Raw genomic sequence first — 20,352 nt, 5'->3', positions numbered from 1 at the left:
CAGACGGACGCCTACTCGCCCTCGTCCTCCGCGACCTCATCGTTCGACACGGCATCGGCCTGCACCGCCGCCGTCACCTCCGCCTCCAGCAACCGCGCCAGCTGCCGGCCCCGGATCCGCTTGAACTTGCGCTGCTGCGCCCGCGTACGGTCCAGCACCGCCACCTCCAGCCGATCCGCCGGAATCGCCTTGTCCGCACCGTTGGCCTGGCTGGACAGCGCCTGCACCGCCAGCTTCAACGCCTCCGACAAGGTCATCCCGTCCTGATGGCGCTGGTCCAGGAAGGTACTGATCTGCTCGGCGTTCCCGCCGACCGCGACCGAGCCGTGCTCGTCCACGATCGACCCGTCGTGCGGGAGCCGGTAGATCTGGTCCCCCGCCGCCGTGGCACCGACCTCGGCGACCACCAGCTCCACCTCGTACGGCTTCTCACCCGCCGAGGAGAAGATGGTGCCCAGCGTCTGGGCGTACACGTTCGCCAACCCACGGGCCGTCACGTCATCGCGGTCGTAGGTGTACCCCCGCAGATCCGCGTAGCGCACACCGCCGATCCGCAGGTTCTCGTACTCGTTGTACTTCCCGGCGGCCGCGAAGCCGATCCGGTCGTAGATCTCGCTGAACTTGTGCAGGGCACGGGAGGGGTTCTCACCGACGAACACGATGCCGTCGGCATACTGCAGCACGACGAGGCTGCGACCACGGGCAATGCCCTTGCGGGCATATTCCGCCCGGTCGGCCATGGCCTGCTGGGGTGACACATAGAACGGAGTCGACACCGGCTGTCCGTCCCTTTCTTCTGGGCTCCTACGGGGCGACGGATGGTCAGAGCAGGGCGGCGCGCGGGCCGTCGGGCTGCTCCAGCCGACGGTTGGTGACCGTACGGGCCAGCTCCTGCGACTGGCCGTCGGTCAGCCTGCGGAACCCCTCGTCCGTGATCACGGTGACGATCGGGTAGATGTGGCGGTACAGGTCCGGCCCACCGGTCGCCGAATCGTCGTCCGCGGCGTCGTACAGCGCCTGCACGACCAGCGTGGTGGCCTGCTCCTCCGTCAGGTCGGGACGGTAGAGCTTCTTCATGGAACCCCGGGCGAAGATCGAACCCGAACCGGTCGCGGCGTACCCGTGCTCCTCCGAGCGGCCGCCGGTCACGTCGTAGGAGAAGATCCGCCCCTTCTCCTTGGCCTCGTCGTACCCCGCGAACAGCGGAACCACGGCCAGACCCTGCATCGCCATGCCCAGATTGCTCCGGATCATGGTCGACAGCCGGTTCGCCTTGCCCTCCAGCGAAAGGGTCGTCCCCTCCACCTTCTCGAAGTGCTCCAGCTCCAGCTGGAACAGCTTCACCATCTCCACGGCCAGGCCGGCCGTACCGGCAATGCCCACCGCCGAGTACTCATCGGCCGGGAACACCTTCTCGATGTCCCGCTGCGCGATCATGTTCCCCATGGTCGCCCGCCGGTCACCGGCGAGCACCACCCCGCCGGGGAAGGTCGCGGCCACGATGGTCGTCCCGTGCGGCGCCTCGACCACGCCCTCCGGCAGCCTGCGGTTGCCGGGCAGCATCTCGGGCGAGTGCGCGCCCAGGAAGTCCATGAAGGACGACGACCCCGGCGTCAGGAAGGCTGCCGGTAGACGCCCTGTGCCAAGATTGTTGGCTTCCACGCGTGTCCCTCCAGGTATGAGATGGCCCGACGCAGAGTGTCGGGATCCTCTCCCAACTTGCCGATGGCCGAGTTGCAGTTGAAGCACAGTACGCCTCGGACCTTACCCGTCGCATGACAGTGATCCACATGCACGGCCGGAGCCTTTAGGCAGATCAGGCAAAGCCCGCCTTGAGCTGCAATCATTTCGTCACGTTGAGCCTCTGTCATGCCATAGGAACGCTTGAGATGGCTCGCCCGTCCCTCCGCCGCACGACAGGTCTTGCAGCGCGTGGACAACCCGTCCGACGCCGTCTTGTTGCGATCCCATGCCGAATGCGGTTTGACCTCACCGCACCGGCGGCAATACTTGTGCCCTTCCGGCGCGGGAACGCGTGGACGCACATTCCGGCCCTTGGCCTTCTGCCGCTCCTGGTGATAGTCGGCTACGCACGGCCTGCAGTAGACCTGCAAGCCGTCGCGCATCGCCCGATTCGAAGCGAAGGCACTGTGTGGCTTTGTCTCGCCACATCTCACGCAGCGCTTCCCATCCTCCGACACTCACCCTCCCCGAAGAGCTTCACCTTCGATTCGAAGGTGAAATCACTCTCCACCCTTCTGAACGAAGCTCCGCACGAAGTCCTCGGCGTTCTCCTCCAGGACATCGTCAATCTCGTCAAGTACGGAGTCGACGTCGTCGGAGAGCTTTTCCTGGCGCTCCTTGAGGTCGGTCGATTCCTCGACCGCCGCCTCCTCGACCTCCTCGGTCGAGCGCGTCGCCTTCTGCTGTCCGCCGCCGGTGTCCTTGGTCGCCATGTCTACCTCACCCCGCTCGGTTCGCACGCTCACACAGAGAGACCCCGGATCGGGATCTCCCAAGATCAGACCCTACGTCGGACCCTACAAGGAGGGTCCGACATTCGTCCCCGCACTTTCACAAGTCCGGTGTCTCCATGATTCCCGGACCGGAGCCCTTTCAGGCCCCCTCAGCGCCCCGAAAGAACCCGGACCAGGTCCTCCGCCGTGCGGCAGCGGTCCAGGAGCTCCTTGACGTGCGCCCGGGTGCCCCGCAGCGGCTCCAGGGTGGGGACCCGCTGGAGGGAGTCGTGGCCCGGGAGGTCGAAGATCACGGAGTCCCAGGACGCCGCGGCCACGTCGTCCGCGTACTGCTCCAGGCAGCGGCCGCGGAAGTAGGCCCGGGTGTCCTCCGGAGGCTTGCTCTGCGCCCGTTCCACGTCCGGCTCGGTGATGAGCCGCTTCATCTTGCCGCGGGCCACCAGGCGGTTGTAGAGGCCCTTCTCGGGGCGGACGTCCGCGTACTGGAGGTCCACCAGGTGCAGCCGGGCCGCGTCCCAGTCGAGTCCGTCGCGCCTGCGGTAGCCCTCGAGGATCTCCCGCTTGGCGATCCAGTCCAGCTCCCCCGACAGGCTCATCGGGTCGGTCTCCAGCCGGCCCAGCACGTCCTCCCAGCGGGCGAGGACGTCCTTGGTCTGGTCGTCCGCGTCGGAGCCGAACCGCTCGTCCACGTACTTCCTGGCCAGCTCGAAGTACTCCATCTGGAGCTGTACGGCGGTCAGCGTGCGGCCGCTGCGCAGCGTGATGAGGTGGTGGAGGTCCGGGTCGTGGGAGACCTGGTGGAGGGTGCGCACGGGCTGGTCCACGGCGAGGTCGACGGTGATGAACCCGTCTTCGATCATGGAGAGGACCAGGGCGGTGGTGCCGAGTTTGAGGTAGGTGGAGGTCTCGGAGAGGTTGGCGTCGCCGATGATCACGTGCAGGCGGCGGTACTTCTCGGCGTCGGAGTGGGGTTCGTCGCGGGTGTTGATGATGGGGCGCTTGAGGGTGGTTTCGAGGCCCACCTCGACCTCGAAGTAGTCGGCGCGCTGGCTGATCTGGAAGCCGTGCTCGCGGCCGTCCTGTCCGATGCCGACGCGTCCGGCGCCGGTGACGACCTGGCGGGAGACGAAGAAGGGGGTGAGGTGGCGCACGATGTCCGAGAAGGGGGTCTCCCGCTTCATCAGGTAGTTCTCGTGCGTGCCGTAGGAGGCGCCTTTGTTGTCGGTGTTGTTCTTGTAGAGGTGGATCGGCTGGGCTCCGGGGAGCTGGGCGGCGCGGACGGCGGCCTCGGCCATGATCCGTTCGCCGGCCTTGTCCCAGAGGACGGCGTCCATCGGGTTGGTGATCTCCGGGGAGCTGTACTCGGGGTGGGCGTGGTCCACGTAGAGCCGGGCGCCGTTGGTGAGGATCACGTTGGCGAGGCCGATGTCCTCGTCGGTGAGCTGGCTGTTGTCGGCGGCCTCGCGGGCGAGGTCGAAGCCGCGGGCGTCCCGCAGCGGGTTCTCCTCCTCGAAGTCCCAGCGGGCGCGTCGCGCCCGGTGCATCGCCGCCGCGTAGGCGTTGACGATCTGGGACGAGGTGAGCATGGCATTGGCGTTCGGGTGCCCGGGGACGGAGATCCCGTACTCCGTCTCGATTCCCATTACTCGCCGTACGGTCATGCGGCCCTCCTTGCCCGGCGGCGCTCCCGTTCGGGGCGGCGCTCAAGTACCGCTGGTGCTCCGGTGCGTGTGCGGTGCGGTGTCCGGTCCCCGCACTGCGGATGAGGCGGTACGGAAGAGCCTAGAACCACCACGCGCTGGTGGGGAGATCATTTCAGTCATTGACGTGCTGCTGTCACCGGCTGAAATGCAGTCGGTAAAGCAGTCGGCTGCGGATGCCCGGGAGGGCATCCGCAGCCGTCCCGCTTCGTCAGAGGTACTGACCGGTGTTTGCCACCGTGTCGATGGAGCGTCCGGTATCCGCGCCCTGCTTTCCGGTGACGAGGGTGCGGATGAATACGATCCGCTCGCCCTTCTTTCCGGAGATACGGGCCCAGTCGTCGGGGTTGGTGGTGTTGGGCAGGTCTTCGTTCTCCTTGAACTCGTCCACGCAGGCCTGGAGGAGGTGGGAGACGCGCAGGCCCTTCTGGTTGTGCTCGAGGAAGGCCTTGATGGCCATCTTCTTCGCACGGTCCACGATGTTCTGGATCATGGCGCCCGAGTTGAAGTCCTTGAAGTAGAGGACTTCCTTGTCGCCGTTGGCGTACGTGACCTCGAGGAAGCGGTTCTCCTCGGTTTCGGCGTACATCTGCTCGACGACGGTCTGGATCATGCTGTGGACGGTGCCGGGCCGCGAGTCCTGGTGTTCGGACAGGTCGTCCGTGTGCAGGGGCAGCGTGGCCTTGAGGTACTTCGCGAAGATGTCCTTCGCGGCTTCGGCGTCCGGGCGCTCGATCTTGATCTTCACGTCGAGGCGGCCGGGGCGCAGGATGGCCGGGTCGATCATGTCTTCGCGGTTGGAGGCGCCGATGACGATGACGTTCTCCAGGCCTTCGACACCGTCGATCTCGGCGAGGAGCTGCGGGACGATGGTGTTCTCCACGTCCGAGCTGACTCCGGATCCGCGGGTGCGGAAGAGGGATTCCATCTCGTCGAAGAAGACGATGACGGGGGTGCCCTCGCTCGCCTTCTCCCGGGCACGCTGGAAGACGAGGCGGATGTGCCGCTCGGTCTCACCGACGTACTTGTTGAGGAGTTCGGGGCCCTTGATGTTCAGGAAGTAGGACTTCCCGGCGGGCTGGCCGGTGACCTCGGCGACCTTCTTGGCAAGGGAGTTGGCGACGGCTTTGGCGATGAGCGTCTTGCCGCAGCCGGGCGGGCCGTAGAGCAGGATGCCCTTCGGGGGCCGCAGTTCGTGTTCCTTGAAGAGGTCGGGGTAGAGGTAGGGGAGCTCGACGGCGTCGCGGATCAGCTCGATCTGGTCGCCCAGGCCGCCGATCTTGTCGTAGTCGATGTCCGGGACCTCTTCGAGGACGAGTTCTTCGACCTCGCTCTTGGGGACGACCTCGTAGACGTAGCCGGAGCGGGGTTCGAGCAGGAGGGCGTCGCCGGGGCGGATGGTGATGTCCAGGAGCGGCTCGGCGAGCCTCACCACCCTTTCCTCGTCGGTGTGCCCGACCACCAGGGCGCGCTCGCCGTCCTCAAGGATCTCCTTGAGGGTGACGATGTCCCCGGCCCGCTCGTACTGCATGGCCTCGACCACGTTGAGGGCTTCGTTGAGCATGACTTCCTGGCCGCGCCGGAGGTCGTCCGGTTCGACGCTGGGGCTGACGTTCACACGGAGCTTTCGGCCTCCGGTGAAGATGTCGACGGTGCCGTCCTCGTTGGACTGCAGGAAGACACCGAAACCGGCCGGCGGCTGGGCGAGCCGGTCGACTTCTTCCTTGAGGGCCACGATCTGGTCGCGGGCCTCACGGAGGGTATTCGCCAGTCGTTCGTTCTGAGCGGAGACGCCGGCCAGATTTGTCTGCAGCTCGACGATCCGCTCTTCGAGAATCCTCGTGTGTCGCGGAGAGTCGGCGAGCTTACGTCGCAGGACGGCGATTTCCTGCTCGAGATAGGCAACCTGGCCGGCGGGGTCCTCAGACCCTCGCCCGGGCCGGATGCCGCGGTTGATGTCGTCGTCGTGGGCTGCCACGGTCCTCACCTCCTCCAAGGGGAGCTGGACGCTTCCTGACCCTACCTGGGCTGGTGGTGATTGAAACCCCTAGATCACAAAGACGGTAGGGGTGTGTCCGATCTTCACCCTTGCGTACTCCCTCACGCCAAGGAAATACCCACCCATCAACATCGGAAAGCGGCCGGTTGTAAGGTCGAAGAGTTCAACACCCGTCAGGGCCCGCGCGACTTGCTGCGGGTGGTGACCGGGATGGATCACTCAGCGCAGGGAACGGCAGGAGATATGACCGTGCAGCAGGAGGCTCCGGCGGGCGGTGCCGGCGAGTCCGGAGAGCCGCTCGAGGTGTGGATCGATCAGGACCTCTGCACCGGGGACGGGATCTGCGTGCAGTACGCGCCTGAGGTGTTCGAGCTGGACATCGATGGTCTGGCGTATGTGAAGAGCGAGGAGGACGAGCTCCTCCAGGAGGCGGGGGCGAGTGCTCCGGTTCCTCTCACGCTGCTCCAGGACGTGGTCGACTCGGCGAAGGAGTGCCCGGGTGACTGCATCCACGTGAGGCGTGTGTCGGACCGGGTGGAAGTGTTCGGTCCCGACGCGGAGTGAGCGTTCAAACACTCCTGGCGGTCGAGTCCGTCAGCTCCTGGCGGAATTTTCCGCCGCTCCACCGCCACTTGGCGAGCTGCTTGGTGTCGGGGCTGTAGCGGGGCACTTCGGGTGAGGAGTAGCCGAGGAGGTGGGCGGTGACGGTCCCGTCGCGGATGGTGAGATCGGTCACGGTCTGCTGTCGGCCGGTGTCGAGCAGGGTGGCGACGAGGCGGGGGGCGGCCGCGGGGGCGCGGTCGCGGGTGAGGACGTAGAGGGCGTGGGGCGGGGTGCCGGAGCCTGCGTCGCAGCGGACGGCGGCGACGGTCTCGGGGCGGCCGTCGGCGTCAAGGTCGCCTTCGGCGGTGGCGGTGACCGTGTGGGGGGCGCCGTGGCAGTCCAGGGGGTAGGTGGCGGCGGCTGCGTCGGGGGCGGGAGCGGGGGTGGTGTCGCGGGGGTCGTCCGCGGCGGGCGCTCCGGCGGCGGCGACGGTTTCGGCGGGGGTGCCGGTGGCCGGCTGGAAGAGTCCTGCGGCGGCGATGACGGCGGCCATGGCGGTGGCCGTGGCGAGCCAGTGGAGGGGGCTGGTGCGGCTGTGCGCCAGGTCTTCCCGGACCGGGGACGGCTCGGCGGTGCGGTGCGGCACGCGGGGTGTCTCCTGTGTGAAGGGTGACGGGGAGCCAGCATCGTGCCACACCTCACACGGAGGGGGAACGGCTGGGTCCGGGTGGCGCTGCCCGGTGGCCGGCGTCGGGTCGGGCTGCGCGTCGGGTGCCGGTCGGGTGCCGGTCGGGTGCCGGTCGGGTGCCGGTCGGGTGCCGGTCGGGTGCCGGTCGGGTGCCGGTCGGGTGCCGGTCGGGTGGGGCAACGAAAAGGCGCTGTGGCGCAGTTCCCCGCTGGTGGGGGGAACTGCGCCGCAGCGCCGTCGTGTTGGGTGCGGGCCGGGCGGCTCAGGCGGAGCGGTCGCTGCCGGGGCCGTCGTAGTCCTCGCCGTAGGCGCCCTTGGAGGGGCGGCGGCGGCGCATGGGGGGTTCGACGCCGTCCGCGAGGCGGCGGGCCGTGACGAGGAAGCCGGTGTGGCCGATCATCCGGTGGTCGGGGCGGACGGCCAGGCCCTCGACGTGCCAGTTGCGGATCATCGATTCCCAGGGCTGCGGTTCGGCGTAGCAGCCGAACTCGCGGATGGATTCGACGGTGCGCGAGAGCTGGGTGGTGGTGGCCACGTAGCAGCAGAGGATGCCGCCGGGGACGAGTGCCTTGGAGACGGCTTCGAGGCATTCCCAGGGGGCGAGCATGTCGAGGATCACGCGGTCGACGTCGGTGTCGGACAGGTTGTCCTGGAGGTCGCCCACGGTGAGCTGCCAGGCGGGGTGGGGGCCGCCGAAGTAGCGTTCCACGTTGGCGGTGGCGATCTCGGCGAAGTCCGCGCGGCGCTCGTAGCTGTGGAGCATGCCCTGGTCGCCGATGGCGCGCAGCAGGAAGCTGCTCAGGGAGCCGGAGCCCACTCCTGCTTCCACGACGCGGGCGCCGGGGAAGATGTCGGCGAAGGCCAGGATCTGGCCTGCGTCCTTGGGGTAGACCACGGCGGCGCCGCGGGGCATGGACAGGACATAGTCGGGGAGCAGGGGACGCAGCGCGAGGTAGGCGACGTTGCCCGTGGTGCGGACAACACTGCCCTCGGGGGCACCGATCAGCTCGTCGTGCGGGAAGGAACCCTTGTGGGTGTGGAAATTCTTCCCTGCTTCGAGCGTGAACGTGTAGTGGCGGCCCTTGGGGTCGGTGAGCTGTACCTGGTCCCCGACCTCGAAGGGCCCGCGTCGGCGGGCGGCACCGGTCGGTTCGGACATGTGACCAGTGTATTGGCTTCAGGAGTGGGGCCGTGCCATGGCTTTCACGAAGGCTTTCTCGACGTCGAGGGTGGACAGGACGCCGTAGATCTCGCCGCTGGTTTCGAGGACGAGGTATTCGGTGGCGGGGTGGGTGCGCAGGTGGTCGAGGAGTGCTTCGCCGGTGAGCTCCGCTGAAACCTTCATGCCGTCGGTGAGGTCCTGGGCGAGGGTGCTGACGGCGATCCAGGGGCGGCGGTGTTCGGGGACGGAGGCGATGGCGCTCTCGCGGACGACGGCGGTGGGGTCGCCGGCGGCGTCGACGACGACGAGGGCGCGGGCGCCGGCTTCGTTGGCCCGGCGCAGGGCCTCGGAGAGGGGGGTGGTGTGCTCGACGGGGATGGCGCGGCGGGTGAGGGTGCGGGCGCGCAGGTCGGGGAGGTGTTCGCGGAGCCGGGCCATGCGCAGGCTGTTGCCGGCGCCGGTCCAGATGATCGCGGCGAGGATCGCGGCGAGGAGGGCGTCCATGACGGTGTCCATGCCGGAGCGTTCGATGCCGCCGGGGCCGACGGCGCCGGTGTGGGTGAGCAGCGGCAGGCCGAGGAGGACGGCGACGGCGAGGGCGCGGCCGATCCAGGCGGCGGCGACGGTGCCGGTCATGGGTTTGCCGGTGATGCCCCAGATGACGGCGCGGAGCATGCGGCCGCCGTCGAGGGGGAGGCCGGGCAGGAGGTTGAAGGCGGCGACGAGGAGGTTGGAGACCATCAGCCCGGCGAGGAGCACGCCGGGGACGGTGTCCGGGTGGACGGCGTTCATGCCGAGGTAGAAGGCGCCGGAGAGGATGAGGGAGAGCAGGGGTCCGACGGCGGCGAGGACGAATTCGCGGCCGGGGGTCTCGGATTCCTTCTCGATCTCGGAGACGCCGCCGAAGAACTGGAGCTGGATGCGGCGCACGGGGAGTTTGAAGCGGAGTGCGGCGACGGTGTGGGCGAGTTCGTGGACCAGTACGGAGGCGTAGAAGGCCACGGCGAAGAAGAGGGAGACGAGGTAGCGGAGGGGGCCGAGGTCCGGGAGGACCCGGTCGAGCTGGTCTCCGAAGACCCAGGTGATGAGGGCGGCGACGAGGAACCAGCTGGGCGACACGTACACGGGGACGCCGAAGGGGCGGCCCATGAGGAGTCCGCCGCCCGGGCCGGAGCGCCGGCTCGGGCGCTCGCCGGTTTCGTCGGTGTCTGCCACGGCTGTCCTTCGTTCGGTGCGTGTCCGGCGGGTGGGGTCCGCCGGTTCTGTGGTGCGGTCCGGGTGGGCTGCGGCTCTGGTTCCGGTGGGGTTCCAGTGGCGCCGTAGCGCGGTGTGATGCACCGATCATGCAGTGCGAGGGTGCTCGACGTCGATGGTATGCGCGTGCTGTCGGCTGCGGGTCGTAGGGTTTTGGGCATGACGACGAGCTCCGGTGCCGTGCCTGGCGCAGCCGATGCCGTTGCAGTGCCGAGCGCTGTGCGGCCCACTTCGCTGTCCCCGTCGCGGGCGAGCGACTTCATGCAGTGCCCGCTGCTGTACCGGTTCCGGGTGATCGACAAGCTGCCGGAGAAGCCCAGTGCGGCGGCGACGCGGGGGACGCTGGTGCATGCGGTGCTGGAGCGGCTTTTCGACCGTCCGGCGCAGGAGCGGACGGCGTCGGCGGCGAGGGCGCTGGTTCCGGGGCAGTGGGACCGGTTGCTGGAGGCGAGGCCGGAGCTGGCGGAGCTGTTCCCGGAGGGGGATGAGGGGGCGGGGCTGGCGCGGTGGCTGACGGAGGCCGAGGCGCTGGTGGACCGGTGGTTCACGTTGGAGGACCCGACGCGGCTGGAGCCGGTGGAGCGGGAGTTCTTCGTGGAGGCGGAGCTGGAGTCGGGGCTGCGGTTGCGCGGGATCATCGACCGGGTGGATGTGGCGCCGACGGGTGAGGTGCGGATCGTCGACTACAAGACGGGCAAGGCGCCGCGGCCGGAGTACGCCGAGGGTGCGCTGTTCCAGATGAAGTTCTATGCGCTGGTGGTGTGGCGGCTCAGGCAGGTGGTGCCGCGGCGGCTGCAGCTGGTGTACCTGGGCAGCGGGGACGTGCTGACGTACGACCCGGTGGTGGCGGACCTGGAGCGGGTGGAGCGCAAGCTCCATGCGCTGTGGGAGGCGATTTCGCGGGCGACGGAGACGGGTGAGTGGCGGCCGCGGCCGACGAAGCTGTGCGGTTGGTGCGACCACCGTGCGGTGTGTCCGGAGTTCGGGGGCACTCCCCCGGTGTACCCGCTGGTGATCGGCCCGCGTGCGCCGGAGCCGGACCCGGGGCCGGCGGTTGCGCGGGTGTCGGCGTCCGCGGTCGCGGAGGCTGCCGTGGCGGAGGCCGCGGTGGCGGAGAGCACGGTCGCGGAGGCCGCGGTCGCGAAGGCGGAAGCGGAGGCTGCGGTGGAGGGTGCGGGGGACGGGGCGGTGCGCCCGGCGGATTCCTGATCGCGGGCCCAGGGCAGAATGGGGCGGGTCCGCCGACAGCCGTCCCGATGAATAGAGGAGGCCCCGTGGCCATCCGCGTCCTGCTGGTCGACGACCAGCCACTCCTGCGCACCGGCTTCCGGATGATCCTGGAGGCCGAGGAGGAGCTTGCGGTGGTCGGGGAGGCCGGGGACGGTCTGCAGGCGCTGGAGCAGGTGCGGGCGCTGCAGCCCGATGTGGTGCTGATGGACATCCGGATGCCGCGCATGGACGGGGTGGAGGCCACCCGGCAGATCACGGGTCCGGGGCGGGACGGCCCGGCGAAGGTGCTGGTGCTGACGACCTTCGACCTGGACGAGTACGTGGTGGAGGCGCTGCGGGCGGGCGCGAGCGGGTTCCTGTTGAAGGATGCGCCGGCCACGGAGCTGGTGCAGGCGATCCGGGTGGTCGCGGCGGGCGAGGCGATGCTGGCTCCGAGCATCACGCGGCGGCTGCTGGACAAGTACGCCGGGCACCTGCCGTCGGGCCAGGACAGTGTCCCGGACACGCTGGGGACGCTGACCGAGCGGGAGGTGGAGGTCCTGAAGCTGGTGGCGCGGGGCCTGTCGAACGCGGAGGTCGCGGCGGACCTGTTCGTGAGCGAGACCACGGTGAAGACGCATGTGGGCCATGTGCTGACGAAGCTGGGCCTGCGGGACCGGGTGCAGGCGGCGGTGTACGCGTACGAGAGCGGTCTGGTCCGTCCGGGCGCGGCTCCCTAGTGCGGTGACCGGGAAGGTGTGCCGGGTCGCGGTGTCCGGTGCGGTGCATCGCACGGCGGAGGGCCACGTCTCGTACCGGTCGTACGCGCGTGGTCCGACGACGCCGCGAGGCGCGGTGCCGGGCGCCGCGACCCGGTGGACCCTTCCGGTCACCGCACTGGCGGTGGGGCGGCGGGGCGGGCCGCGTCTCCCGGGGGGTTCCGGGGGGCGCGGCCGGCCGCGGCGGGTCAGCCCTTGCTGATCTCCCAGAAGCGGAAGACGGTCGAGGCGTCCAGGGACCACTGGAGTCCGGTGACGTTGGGGCGGGTGACCGCGTACTGCTTGCTCTGCCAGAGCGGGAGGAGCGGGACCTCGTCGGCGACGATGTCCTGGAGGCGGAGGTAGTCGGCGTTGGCGGTGGAGCGGTCCGACTTGGCGGAGGTCGCCGGGATGATCGTCCCGGTGATCTCCTTGTTGTCGTAGTTGTTGCGCAGGACGTTGTCCGGGCCGAAGAACGGCTGGGTGAAGTTGTCGGCGTCGGGGTAGTCCGGCACCCAGCCCTTCACGTAGACGCCGTACTTGCCGGCTTCGATGTCCTTCTCGTACTGCTCGAACTCGACGGACTTGACGTCGGCCTCGAAGAGGCCGCTGTCGTTGAGCTGCTTGGCGATCAGCTGGAATTCCTGGTCCGTGGAGGGGCCGAAACGCGAGGGCGTCGAGTACAAGGTGATCTTGACCTTGTCCTTGATGTTGGCCGCGCGCAGGACGGCCTTCGCCTTGTCGGGCTGCGGGCTGCCGCCGTAGCGGTCGAAGAACGGCGTGGTGTGCCCGGCGATGCCGGCGGGGACGACGGAGTACAGGGAGGTCGCGGTGCCGTTGTAGACCTCCTTGACCAGTGCTTCGCGGTCGACGAGGTAGGCGATGGCCTTGCGGACGGGGAGCTTCCCGGCGACCGGGTCGTTCATGTTGAAGACGAGGTGTTCGACCTCGGCTCCGGTGCCCTGGACGACCTCGACCTTCTGGTCGCCGCTCTTGTCGGCGAGGCCGGCGATGTCCTTGGCGGCGAGGCCGCGGAAGGCGAAGTCGACGTCGCCGCTCTCCAGGACCTTCTTGAGGGCGGCCTGGTCCTCGTTGAAGAACTTCATGGTCACGCCGGTGTTCTTCGGCTTGGCGCGGCCGCTGTAGGAGCCGTTGACGGAGAAGCTGGCGCTCTTGTCGCTGATGGAGTCCAGCTTGTAGACGCCGGAGCCGAAGGCCTTGCCGTCGGTGCGGAGCTTGTCGGCCGGGTACTCGGTGTGGTCGACGATGGACCCGGCGCCCGAGGCGATCTTGCTGGGGAAGGTCGCGTCCGAGGCCTTGAGGCGGAAGACGACGGTCTTGTCGTCGGGCGCGTCGATGCCTGCGATCGAGGACAGCATCACGGCGGGGCCGTTGTCGTCGTTGATCTTCAGGGTGCGCTCGAAGGAGTGCTTGACGTCCTTCGAGGTGAGGCTGTTGCCGTTGCTGAACTTCAGGCCGCCGCGCAGGGTGCACTTGTACACCTTGCTGTCGGAGCCCTCGAAGGCGCAGGTCTGTGCGGCGTCGGGTTCGGGGGTGGTGCCGCCCTTGGGGAAGCTCAACAGCGACTGGAAGACGTTGTTGAACAGCAGCCAGGAGCCGGGGTCGTAGCCCGACGCGGGGTCGGTGGCCTTCACCCGGTCGGATATCCCCATGACCACGCCCTTGCCGCTGCCGGCGTTGGAGCCATCGGTCGAACCGCAACCGCTGAGCAGCGCGGCGGCGGTGGCTGCGCCGAGCGGGGCCGCCAGCCACTGGTTACGTCTCATCACGCGAACGTCCTTCACAGTCTCACTCGATCGTTGCGCCGGCCTGCGACACCCGCCGCCGGATACTGCCGCTCTCAGCCGCTGACACCTCGGCCGAGTTCCCACAGCTGGAGGTCGGAGATGGCGTTGACGGACCACTCCACTCCGGTGATCCCGTCGCGTGCGGCGACGTACTGCTTGCCCTGCCACAGGGGCAGGACGGGTACGTCCTCGGCGACGATGTCCTGCATCTCCGTGATCGCGGGGACGGCGCCGTTGCGGTCGACCGCCCGCCGGGACTCGGGGATGAGCCGGGTGCGCACCGCGCTGTTGGCGTACGGCGTGCCCAGGAAGTTGTCCTGCTCCAGGAACGGGGCGAGGAAGTTGTCGGCGTCCGGGTAGTCGGGGAACCAGCCGAGCCCGTAGGCGGCGTAGTCGCCCTTCTTCTGGGCGGGGCGGAAGTCGGCCCAGTCGCTGCCCTGGACGGTGATGTCGAAGAGCTGGGTGGAGTTCAGCTGGGTCTTGAGGGTCTCGAACTCCACGGCCGTGCCGTCGCCGTAGTGGTCCTTGGTGTAGTGGAGGGTCAGCTTGACCGGGGTCTTGATCCCGGCGTCCTTCAGCAGGGCGGCCGCCTTGGCGGTGTTGGCCTCGCCGTACTTGTTGAAGAACGAGTTGACGTGCCCGTTGACCGAGGTGGGGACCAGGGAGTAGAGCGGCTGGGCGGATTTGCCGTAGACCTTGGAGATGACGGCGTTGCGGTCGACGGCTGCGGCGAGGGCCTGGCGCACGGCCTTGTCCTTGACGACCGGGGCGTCGGTGTTGAAGCCGAGGTAGCGGATCTCCAGGCCGGGCATCGGGACCAGCTTGACGCCCTTGGGGGGCTTGGCGGAGAGCTCGGTGATCTGGGCGGGCGACAGGGTGCGGGAGACCATGTGCAGGGAGCCGTCGGCGAGCGCCCGGCCCATGGCCGCGGAGTCGGCGTACGTGCGCAGTTCGACCTTGTCGTTCTGCACCTTGAGGTCGCCCTTGTAGTGGGGGTTCCTGGTGAAGACGGCCCGGACCAGCTGGTTGTCCTTGACTTCGGCCTTCATGGTGTACGGGCCGGAGCCGTCCACGGCGAAGCCCGCGCGGAGCTTGCCGGCCTCGTAGTTCTTCTCGCTGACGATGCCGGCGGCGGGCGTGGACAGCTTGGAGGGGAAGGTCGCGTCGGGGGTCTTCAGGTGGAAGACGACGGTGTCGGCGCCCTTGGCCTCGACGGTGTCGAGGGTGGAGAGCAGCGAGGAGGGGCCGTTCTCGTCCTTGATGGCGAGGATGCGGTCGATGGAGAACTTGACGTCCTTGGCGGTGAGCGGGTCGCCGCTCGCGAACTTCAGCCCGGGGCGCAGGGTGCAGCGGTAGCTCTCGTTGCCGGCGTCGGTGAAGCGGCAGTCGGAGGCTGCTTCGGGGACGGGCTGGCCGCCGCCGCGAGGGGTGTGCATGAGCGTCTGGACGGTCTGGCGCAGCACGTTCCAGGCGCCGGCGTCGTAGGCGTAGGCCGGGTCGAACGGTGCGGGGGCGGCGTCGGCCGCCTCGAACCGGTCGGTGGTGCCGACGACGATCGCTCCGGATCCTGCTCCTCCGCCGCTTGCGCTGCCGCAGGCGGCCAGCGTGGGGGTGAGCAGTCCGGCCGCGGCCGTCAGCACCAGGGTCTTGCGGTTCATGCTGGAAGTACTCCCTAGACCGGCACGTGCGTAGAGCGGTGTGGAGGGCACTTCGCGGCGGTCGCCCGTTCGGGGCGGAACGATCGGGCCGGTGTTGTGACGATCGGTCCACGCGGTTCCGGCACAGGGGTGTGTGACCGGTCGGCTGAGGGTGCGGCGCAGTGCCCGCGTCGACATTAGTGGCCCGGGGCGGGATGGCTGGAACCGGCCGGACCGGGGCTGTGACCGCACGGTGAGGGGAACGGACTGGCTGTTTACGTAGAGGTCGGCGCAGATTCGGTCATGAGCTGATCAATGCGGACACAAGGGGACCGGGCGGGGAGCCGGGGCGGGGCCGCGGGGCGCGGGGCGGGTGATGAAGGTCACCCGGGACAACTGGCCCGGAGAGGATGGAATTTCAGCCTCCGGGGCGGTCGGCGGAAGATTCTTCCGTGGGACCTTGATCACACCGGCTTCCGTTCGGTACGGAGCGTGTACGCGGTGTTCCGGTGCGTGGCGGCCCCTCGGCCGCCCAGGCGACCCCCCGGCAGCTCCGGCAGCCCGGCGGCCCGGGCGACCCCCTGGCGGCCCCTGCGCCCGGCCGCCCCGCCCGCCGTCAGTTCATCGAGGGGATGAGCGCGCGCAGGAAGGCCAGGTCCACGTCCTCCAGCGAGCCGACGACCGTACGCCCCGGAGCCGGTGCGATCAGGCCGACGGAGGGCACGGCCACGACCCGGCAGCCCGCGGCCTCGGCCGCCTCCACCCCGGTGGCGGTGTCCTCGATGACCGCGCACCGCGAGGGGTGCGCGCCCAGGGTGCGGGCGGCCAGCAGGTACGGGTCGGGGTGCGGCTTGGTCCGCAGCACCTCGTCGCCCGCGACCGTGGTGGCGAAGCGCTCGCGGCCCAGGGTGAGCAGCACCCGGTCGATGACCCGCCGGTGGGAGGCGGAGACCAGGGCGGTGGGCACGTGGTGCCGGGCGAGTTCGGACAGCAGCCGCTCGGCGCCCGGCATGAGCGGGACCTGGTCGGCGATCCGCGCCTCGAAGCGCTCGTTGAGCAGGACGCTCAGCTCACCGACGCTGATGTCCGCGCCGGTGGCCTCGATCAGGAAGGAGGCGCTGCGGCTCATGGGGCCGCCGACGACGATGTCCCGCCAGGAGTCCTCCAGCCGGTGGCCCAGTTCCCCGAAGATCTCGGCCTCGATCTCCCACCAGAACCCCTCGGTGTCCACGAGGGTGCCGTCCATGTCGAGGAGCACCGCCTGGAGGGCGTGCCCGTCGGCTGTACGGGTGACGGGCGCGGGAACGGTGCTGGTCATCCGGCACACCTCTCTGGGGGGACGAGAAGGCCGGTCACCCGCTCCCGTGGGGTTATCCCCCGGGGAACAGGTGACCGGCCTGTATGGGACCGACAAGTGTACGTCGGTCCGCGTCAGCGTGCGTTGAAATACTTCGCTTCGGGGTGGTGGATCACGATGGCGTCCGTCGACTGCTCCGGGTGGAGCTGGAACTCCTCCGAGAGGTGGACGCCGATCCGCTCCGGCTGGAGGAGGTCGGCGATCTTCGCCCGGTCCTCCAGGTCGGGGCAGGCGCCGTAGCCCAGGGAGAAGCGGGCGCCGCGGTACTTCAGGTCGAACATGTCCTCGACCGCCGCCGGGTCCTCGCCGCCGAAGCCGAGCTCGGCGCGGACGCGGGCGTGCCAGTACTCGGCCATGGCCTCGGCGAGCTGGACGGACAGGCCGTGCAGCTCCAGGTACTCGCGGTAGGAGTCGGAGGCGAAGAGCTTGGCCGTGGCCTCGCCGATCTTCGAGCCGACGGTGACCACCTGCAGGCCCACCACGTCCGTCTCGCCGGACTCCTCCGGGCGGAAGAAGTCCGCGAGGCACAGCCGCCGGCCGCGCCGCTGGCGGGGGAAGGTGAAGCGGGTCCGCTCGTTGCCCTGCTCGTCCAGGATGATCAGGTCCTCGCCCTTGGACACGCAGGGGAAGTACCCGTAGACGACGGCGGCTTCGAGGAGGTTCTCGGTGTGCAGCCGCTCCAGGAGGCCGCGCAGCCGCGGGCGCCCCTCGGTCTCGACGAGCTCCTCGTACGTGGCCCCGCCCGCACGGGCCTGCTTGAGGCCCCACTGGCCCTTGAACAGGGCGCCCTCGTCCAGCCAGGACGCGTAGTCCTTCAGCGGGATGCCCTTGACCACGCGGGTGCCCCAGAACGGCGGGGTGGGCACCGGGTTGTCCACGGCCGTGTCGGAGCGGCCGCCGGGCTCCTCGGCCTCCTCCACCTCCAGGACGGGCGTGTCCCGCTTGGCGACGCGGCGCTGCTTGAGCTCCGGCAGGCTGGCGCCGGGGACGCCGCGCTTGACGGCGACGAGGGCGTCCATCAGGCGCAGGCCCTCGAAGGCGTCGCGGGCGTAGCGGACCTCGCCCTCGTAGATCTCGTGGAGGTCCTGCTCGACGTAGGCGCGGGTGAGGGCGGCGCCGCCGAGGATCACCGGGTAGTCGGCCGCCAACTTGCGCTGGTTGAGCTCCTCCAGGTTCTCCTTCATGATCACGGTCGACTTCACGAGGAGGCCGGACATGCCGATCACGTCGGCCTTGTTCTCGACCGCGGCTTCGAGGATCGCGGAGACCGGCTGCTTGATGCCGATGTTCACGACGTTGTAGCCGTTGTTGGACAGGATGATGTCGACGAGGTTCTTGCCGATGTCGTGGACGTCGCCGCGGACGGTGGCCAGGACGATCGTGCCCTTGCCCTCGGCGTCGGACTTCTCCATGTGCGGTTCGAGGTGGGCCACGGCGGTCTTCATGACCTCGGCCGACTGCAGGACGAAGGGGAGCTGCATCTGGCCGGAGCCGAAGAGCTCGCCGACGACCTTCATGCCTTCCAGGAGGGTCTCGTTGACGATGTCGAGGGCGGGGCGGCTCTGCAGGGCCTCGTCGAGGTCGGCCTCCAGGCCGTTCTTCTCGCCGTCGATGATGCGGCGCTGGAGGCGCTCGTCCAGCGGCAGGGCGAGGAGTTCCTCGGCCCGGCCGGCCTTGAGGGACTTGGTGTTGACGCCCTCGAAGAGGGCCATCAGCTTCTGCAGCGGGTCGTAGCCCTCGGCGCGGCGGTCGTGGATCAGGTCGAGGGCGGTGGTGACCTGCTCCTCGTCGAAGCGGGCGATCGGCAGGATCTTCGAGGCGTGGACGATGGCCGAGTCCAGTCCGGCCTTGACGCACTCGTCGAGGAAGACGGAGTTCAGCAGGACCCGTGCGGCGGGGTTCAGGCCGAAGGAGATGTTGGACAGGCCCAGGGTGGTCTGGACGTCCGGGTGGCGGCGCTTGAGTTCGCGGATGGCCTCGATGGTGGCGATGCCGTCCTTGCGGGACTCCTCCTGACCGGTGCAGATGGTGAAGGTGAGGGTGTCGATGAGGATGTCCGACTCGCGGATGCCCCAGTTCTGCGTGAGGTCGTTGATCAGGCGTTCGGCGATGGCGACCTTGTGCTCGACGGTGCGGGCCTGGCCCTGCTCGTCGATGGTGAGTGCGATCAGTGCGGCGCCGTGCTCCTGCGCCAACCGGGTGACCTTCGCGAACCGGGACTCCGGTCCGTCGCCGTCCTCGTAGTTGACGGAGTTGATGACGGCGCGGCCGCCGATCTTCTCCAGGCCGGCCTGCAGGACGGGAACCTCGGTGGAGTCCAGGACGAGGGGCAGCGTGGAGGCCGTCGCGAAGCGGCCGGCGAGCTCCGCCATGTCGGCGACACCGTCGCGGCCCACGTAGTCCACGCACAGGTCGAGCATGTGCGCGCCCTCGCGGATCTGGTCGCGGGCCATCTCGACGCAGTCGTCCCAGCGGGCTTCGAGCATCGCCTCGCGGAACTTCTTGGAGCCGTTGGCGTTGGTGCGCTCGCCGATCGCCATGTACGCGGTGTCCTGGCGGAAGGGCACGGTCTGGTAGAGCGAGGCCGCACCGGGCTCCGCCTGCGGGCTGCGCTCGGTGATGCGGGCGCCGCGGACCCGGTCCACGACCTTGCGCAGGTGCTCGGGGGTGGTGCCGCAGCAGCCGCCGACCAGGGAGAGCCCGTACTCGCGGACGAAGGTCTCCTGGGCGTCGGCGAGCTCGTCGGCGGTGAGCGGGTAGTACGCGCCGTCCTTGGCCAGGATGGGCAGGCCCGCGTTCGGCATGCAGGACAGCGGCAGGCGGGAGTGGCGGGCGAGGTAGCGCAGGTGCTCGCTCATCTCGGCGGGGCCGGTGGCGCAGTTCAGGCCGAGCATGTCGATGCCCAGCGGCTCCAGGGCGGTGACGGCCGCGCCGATCTCGGAGCCCAGCAGCATGGTGCCGGTGGTCTCGACGGTGACGGAGCAGATGAGCGGGACGGTGACGCCGTGCGCGTCCATGGCGCGGCGGGCGCCGATCAGCGCGGACTTGGCCTGGAGGAGGTCCTGGGAGGTCTCCACCAGGAGGGCGTCCGCGCCGCCGGCGAGGAGGCCTTCGGCGTTGGTCTGGTAGGCGTCGCGCAGCGTGTCGTAGCCGATGTGGCCGAGGGTGGGCAGCTTGGTGCCGGGACCCATGGAGCCCAGCACCCAGCGCTGCTCGCCGGTGGCGGCCGTGACCTCGTCGGCGACCTCGCGGGCGATCCGGGCGGAGGCCTCGTTGAGTTCGAAGTTGCGGTCGGCGATGTCGTACTCGGCGAGAGCGGAGTAGTTGCCGCCGAACGTGTTGGTGGAGATGCAGTCGACGCCGGAGGCGAAGTAGGTCTCGTGCACCGAGCGGACGATGTCCGGGCGGGTGACGCTGAGGACCTCATTGCAGCCTTCCAGCTGCTGGAAGTCCTCCAGGCTGGGTTCCTGAGACTGGAGCATCGTCCCCATGGCTCCGTCGGCCACCACCACACGGGTGGCCAGGGCCTCGCGGAGGGCGTCGGCCCTTGTCTGGGTGTCGGCGGGCGGGTTCGGCAACGAGGCCATGGTTATGCTCCCTGGGATGCGACGGCTGTCGGCTTTGCACCCCCTCCTATGTCAAGGGTGCACGCCGTCAGGGTAACCGCGCGGCCCGGGACCCGGTGGGGTCGTCCCACGTGGCGGACGGCATTCTGTGCCGGGGGTTCACCCGGGTGTCCCCGCGCCGGCGACGTCCCGAA

Annotated in this window: 16 protein-coding genes; 3 read left to right on the top strand and 13 right to left on the bottom strand. The window is 69.2% G+C overall.

What is annotated here, in order from left to right; genetic code table 11:
- Positions 1 to 11: 11 nt before the first annotated feature.
- The 6 genes from prcA to arc form a co-directional block, all read right to left on the bottom strand.
- On the bottom strand, positions 12 to 776 hold the full coding sequence (prcA, locus tag ACLJTM_RS27320) for a proteasome subunit alpha (RefSeq protein WP_411106387.1): 765 nt from the start codon (positions 774 to 776) through the stop codon (positions 12 to 14).
- Between the two features lie 46 nt (positions 777 to 822).
- Entirely contained in the window at positions 823 to 1,662 is an 840-nt protein-coding gene (prcB, locus tag ACLJTM_RS27315) for a proteasome subunit beta (protein WP_411106386.1), read from the bottom strand.
- Positions 1,614 to 1,847: an endonuclease VII domain-containing protein gene (locus ACLJTM_RS27310; protein ID WP_411106643.1), complete on the bottom strand. Its 234-nt coding sequence runs from the start codon at positions 1,845 to 1,847 to the stop codon at positions 1,614 to 1,616. The genes prcB and ACLJTM_RS27310 overlap by 49 nt, the downstream gene beginning before the upstream one ends.
- A 396-nt stretch (positions 1,848 to 2,243) precedes the next feature.
- Positions 2,244 to 2,456, bottom strand: coding sequence for a ubiquitin-like protein Pup (locus ACLJTM_RS27305; protein ID WP_030233608.1), 213 nt, complete (start codon positions 2,454 to 2,456; stop codon positions 2,244 to 2,246).
- Between the two features lie 170 nt (positions 2,457 to 2,626).
- Entirely contained in the window at positions 2,627 to 4,138 is a 1,512-nt protein-coding gene (gene dop / locus ACLJTM_RS27300) for a depupylase/deamidase Dop (RefSeq protein ID WP_411106385.1), read from the bottom strand.
- A 250-nt stretch (positions 4,139 to 4,388) separates the two neighbouring features.
- On the bottom strand, positions 4,389 to 6,155 hold the full coding sequence (gene arc, locus ACLJTM_RS27295) for a proteasome ATPase (protein ID WP_411106384.1): 1,767 nt from the start codon (positions 6,153 to 6,155) through the stop codon (positions 4,389 to 4,391).
- A 264-nt stretch (positions 6,156 to 6,419) separates the two neighbouring features.
- Here arc and ACLJTM_RS27290 point away from each other — a divergent pair, with 264 nt between their 5' ends.
- Positions 6,420 to 6,740, top strand: coding sequence for a ferredoxin (locus ACLJTM_RS27290; RefSeq protein WP_411106383.1), 321 nt, complete (start codon positions 6,420 to 6,422; stop codon positions 6,738 to 6,740).
- Between the two features lie 4 nt (positions 6,741 to 6,744).
- Here ACLJTM_RS27290 and ACLJTM_RS27285 read toward each other — a convergent pair whose 3' ends face one another.
- The 3 genes from ACLJTM_RS27285 to ACLJTM_RS27275 all read right to left on the bottom strand — a co-directional run bounded on the left by ACLJTM_RS27285 (position 6,745) and on the right by ACLJTM_RS27275 (position 9,718).
- The gene (locus tag ACLJTM_RS27285) at positions 6,745 to 7,272 is read right to left on the bottom strand and encodes a hypothetical protein (RefSeq protein ID WP_411106642.1); all 528 of its coding nucleotides are present in this window, start codon (positions 7,270 to 7,272) and stop codon (positions 6,745 to 6,747) included.
- A gap of 397 nt (positions 7,273 to 7,669) precedes the next feature.
- On the bottom strand, positions 7,670 to 8,566 hold the full coding sequence (locus tag ACLJTM_RS27280; protein WP_030233594.1) for a tRNA (adenine-N1)-methyltransferase: 897 nt from the start codon (positions 8,564 to 8,566) through the stop codon (positions 7,670 to 7,672).
- 18 nt (positions 8,567 to 8,584) lie between these two features.
- On the bottom strand, positions 8,585 to 9,718 hold the full coding sequence (locus ACLJTM_RS27275) for a site-2 protease family protein (RefSeq protein WP_411106641.1): 1,134 nt from the start codon (positions 9,716 to 9,718) through the stop codon (positions 8,585 to 8,587).
- Positions 9,719 to 9,982: 264 nt separating this feature from the next.
- Here ACLJTM_RS27275 and ACLJTM_RS27270 point away from each other — a divergent pair, with 264 nt between their 5' ends.
- Both ACLJTM_RS27270 and ACLJTM_RS27265 read left to right on the top strand, forming a co-directional pair.
- On the top strand, positions 9,983 to 11,032 hold the full coding sequence (locus ACLJTM_RS27270; RefSeq protein WP_411106382.1) for a RecB family exonuclease: 1,050 nt from the start codon (positions 9,983 to 9,985) through the stop codon (positions 11,030 to 11,032).
- 65 nt (positions 11,033 to 11,097) lie between these two features.
- A complete protein-coding gene (locus tag ACLJTM_RS27265; RefSeq protein ID WP_411106381.1) occupies positions 11,098 to 11,772 on the top strand; it encodes a response regulator in 675 nt (224 codons plus the stop codon).
- Positions 11,773 to 11,999: 227 nt separating this feature from the next.
- Here ACLJTM_RS27265 and ACLJTM_RS27260 read toward each other — a convergent pair whose 3' ends face one another.
- From ACLJTM_RS27260 to metH, 4 genes are all read right to left on the bottom strand, one after another.
- Entirely contained in the window at positions 12,000 to 13,577 is a 1,578-nt protein-coding gene (locus tag ACLJTM_RS27260; RefSeq protein WP_411106380.1) for an ABC transporter substrate-binding protein, read from the bottom strand.
- A gap of 74 nt (positions 13,578 to 13,651) precedes the next feature.
- Complete coding sequence (locus tag ACLJTM_RS27255; RefSeq protein WP_411106379.1) at positions 13,652 to 15,256, bottom strand: ABC transporter substrate-binding protein; 1,605 nt, start codon at positions 15,254 to 15,256, stop codon at positions 13,652 to 13,654.
- Between the two features lie 595 nt (positions 15,257 to 15,851).
- A complete protein-coding gene (locus tag ACLJTM_RS27250; protein ID WP_411106378.1) occupies positions 15,852 to 16,553 on the bottom strand; it encodes an HAD family hydrolase in 702 nt (233 codons plus the stop codon).
- A gap of 113 nt (positions 16,554 to 16,666) precedes the next feature.
- Positions 16,667 to 20,179, bottom strand: a complete 3,513-nt coding sequence (gene metH / locus ACLJTM_RS27245) for a methionine synthase (RefSeq protein WP_411106377.1) — start codon at positions 20,177 to 20,179, stop codon at positions 16,667 to 16,669.
- Between the last annotated feature and the right edge of the window lie 173 nt (positions 20,180 to 20,352).

The sequence above is a fragment of the Streptomyces sp. cmx-4-9 genome (assembly GCF_046548835.1).
Classification (GTDB): Bacteria; Actinomycetota; Actinomycetes; order Streptomycetales; family Streptomycetaceae; genus Streptomyces.
Note: the sequence above shows the minus strand (reverse complement) of the source record. Positions and strands in the feature narration are given on the sequence as shown.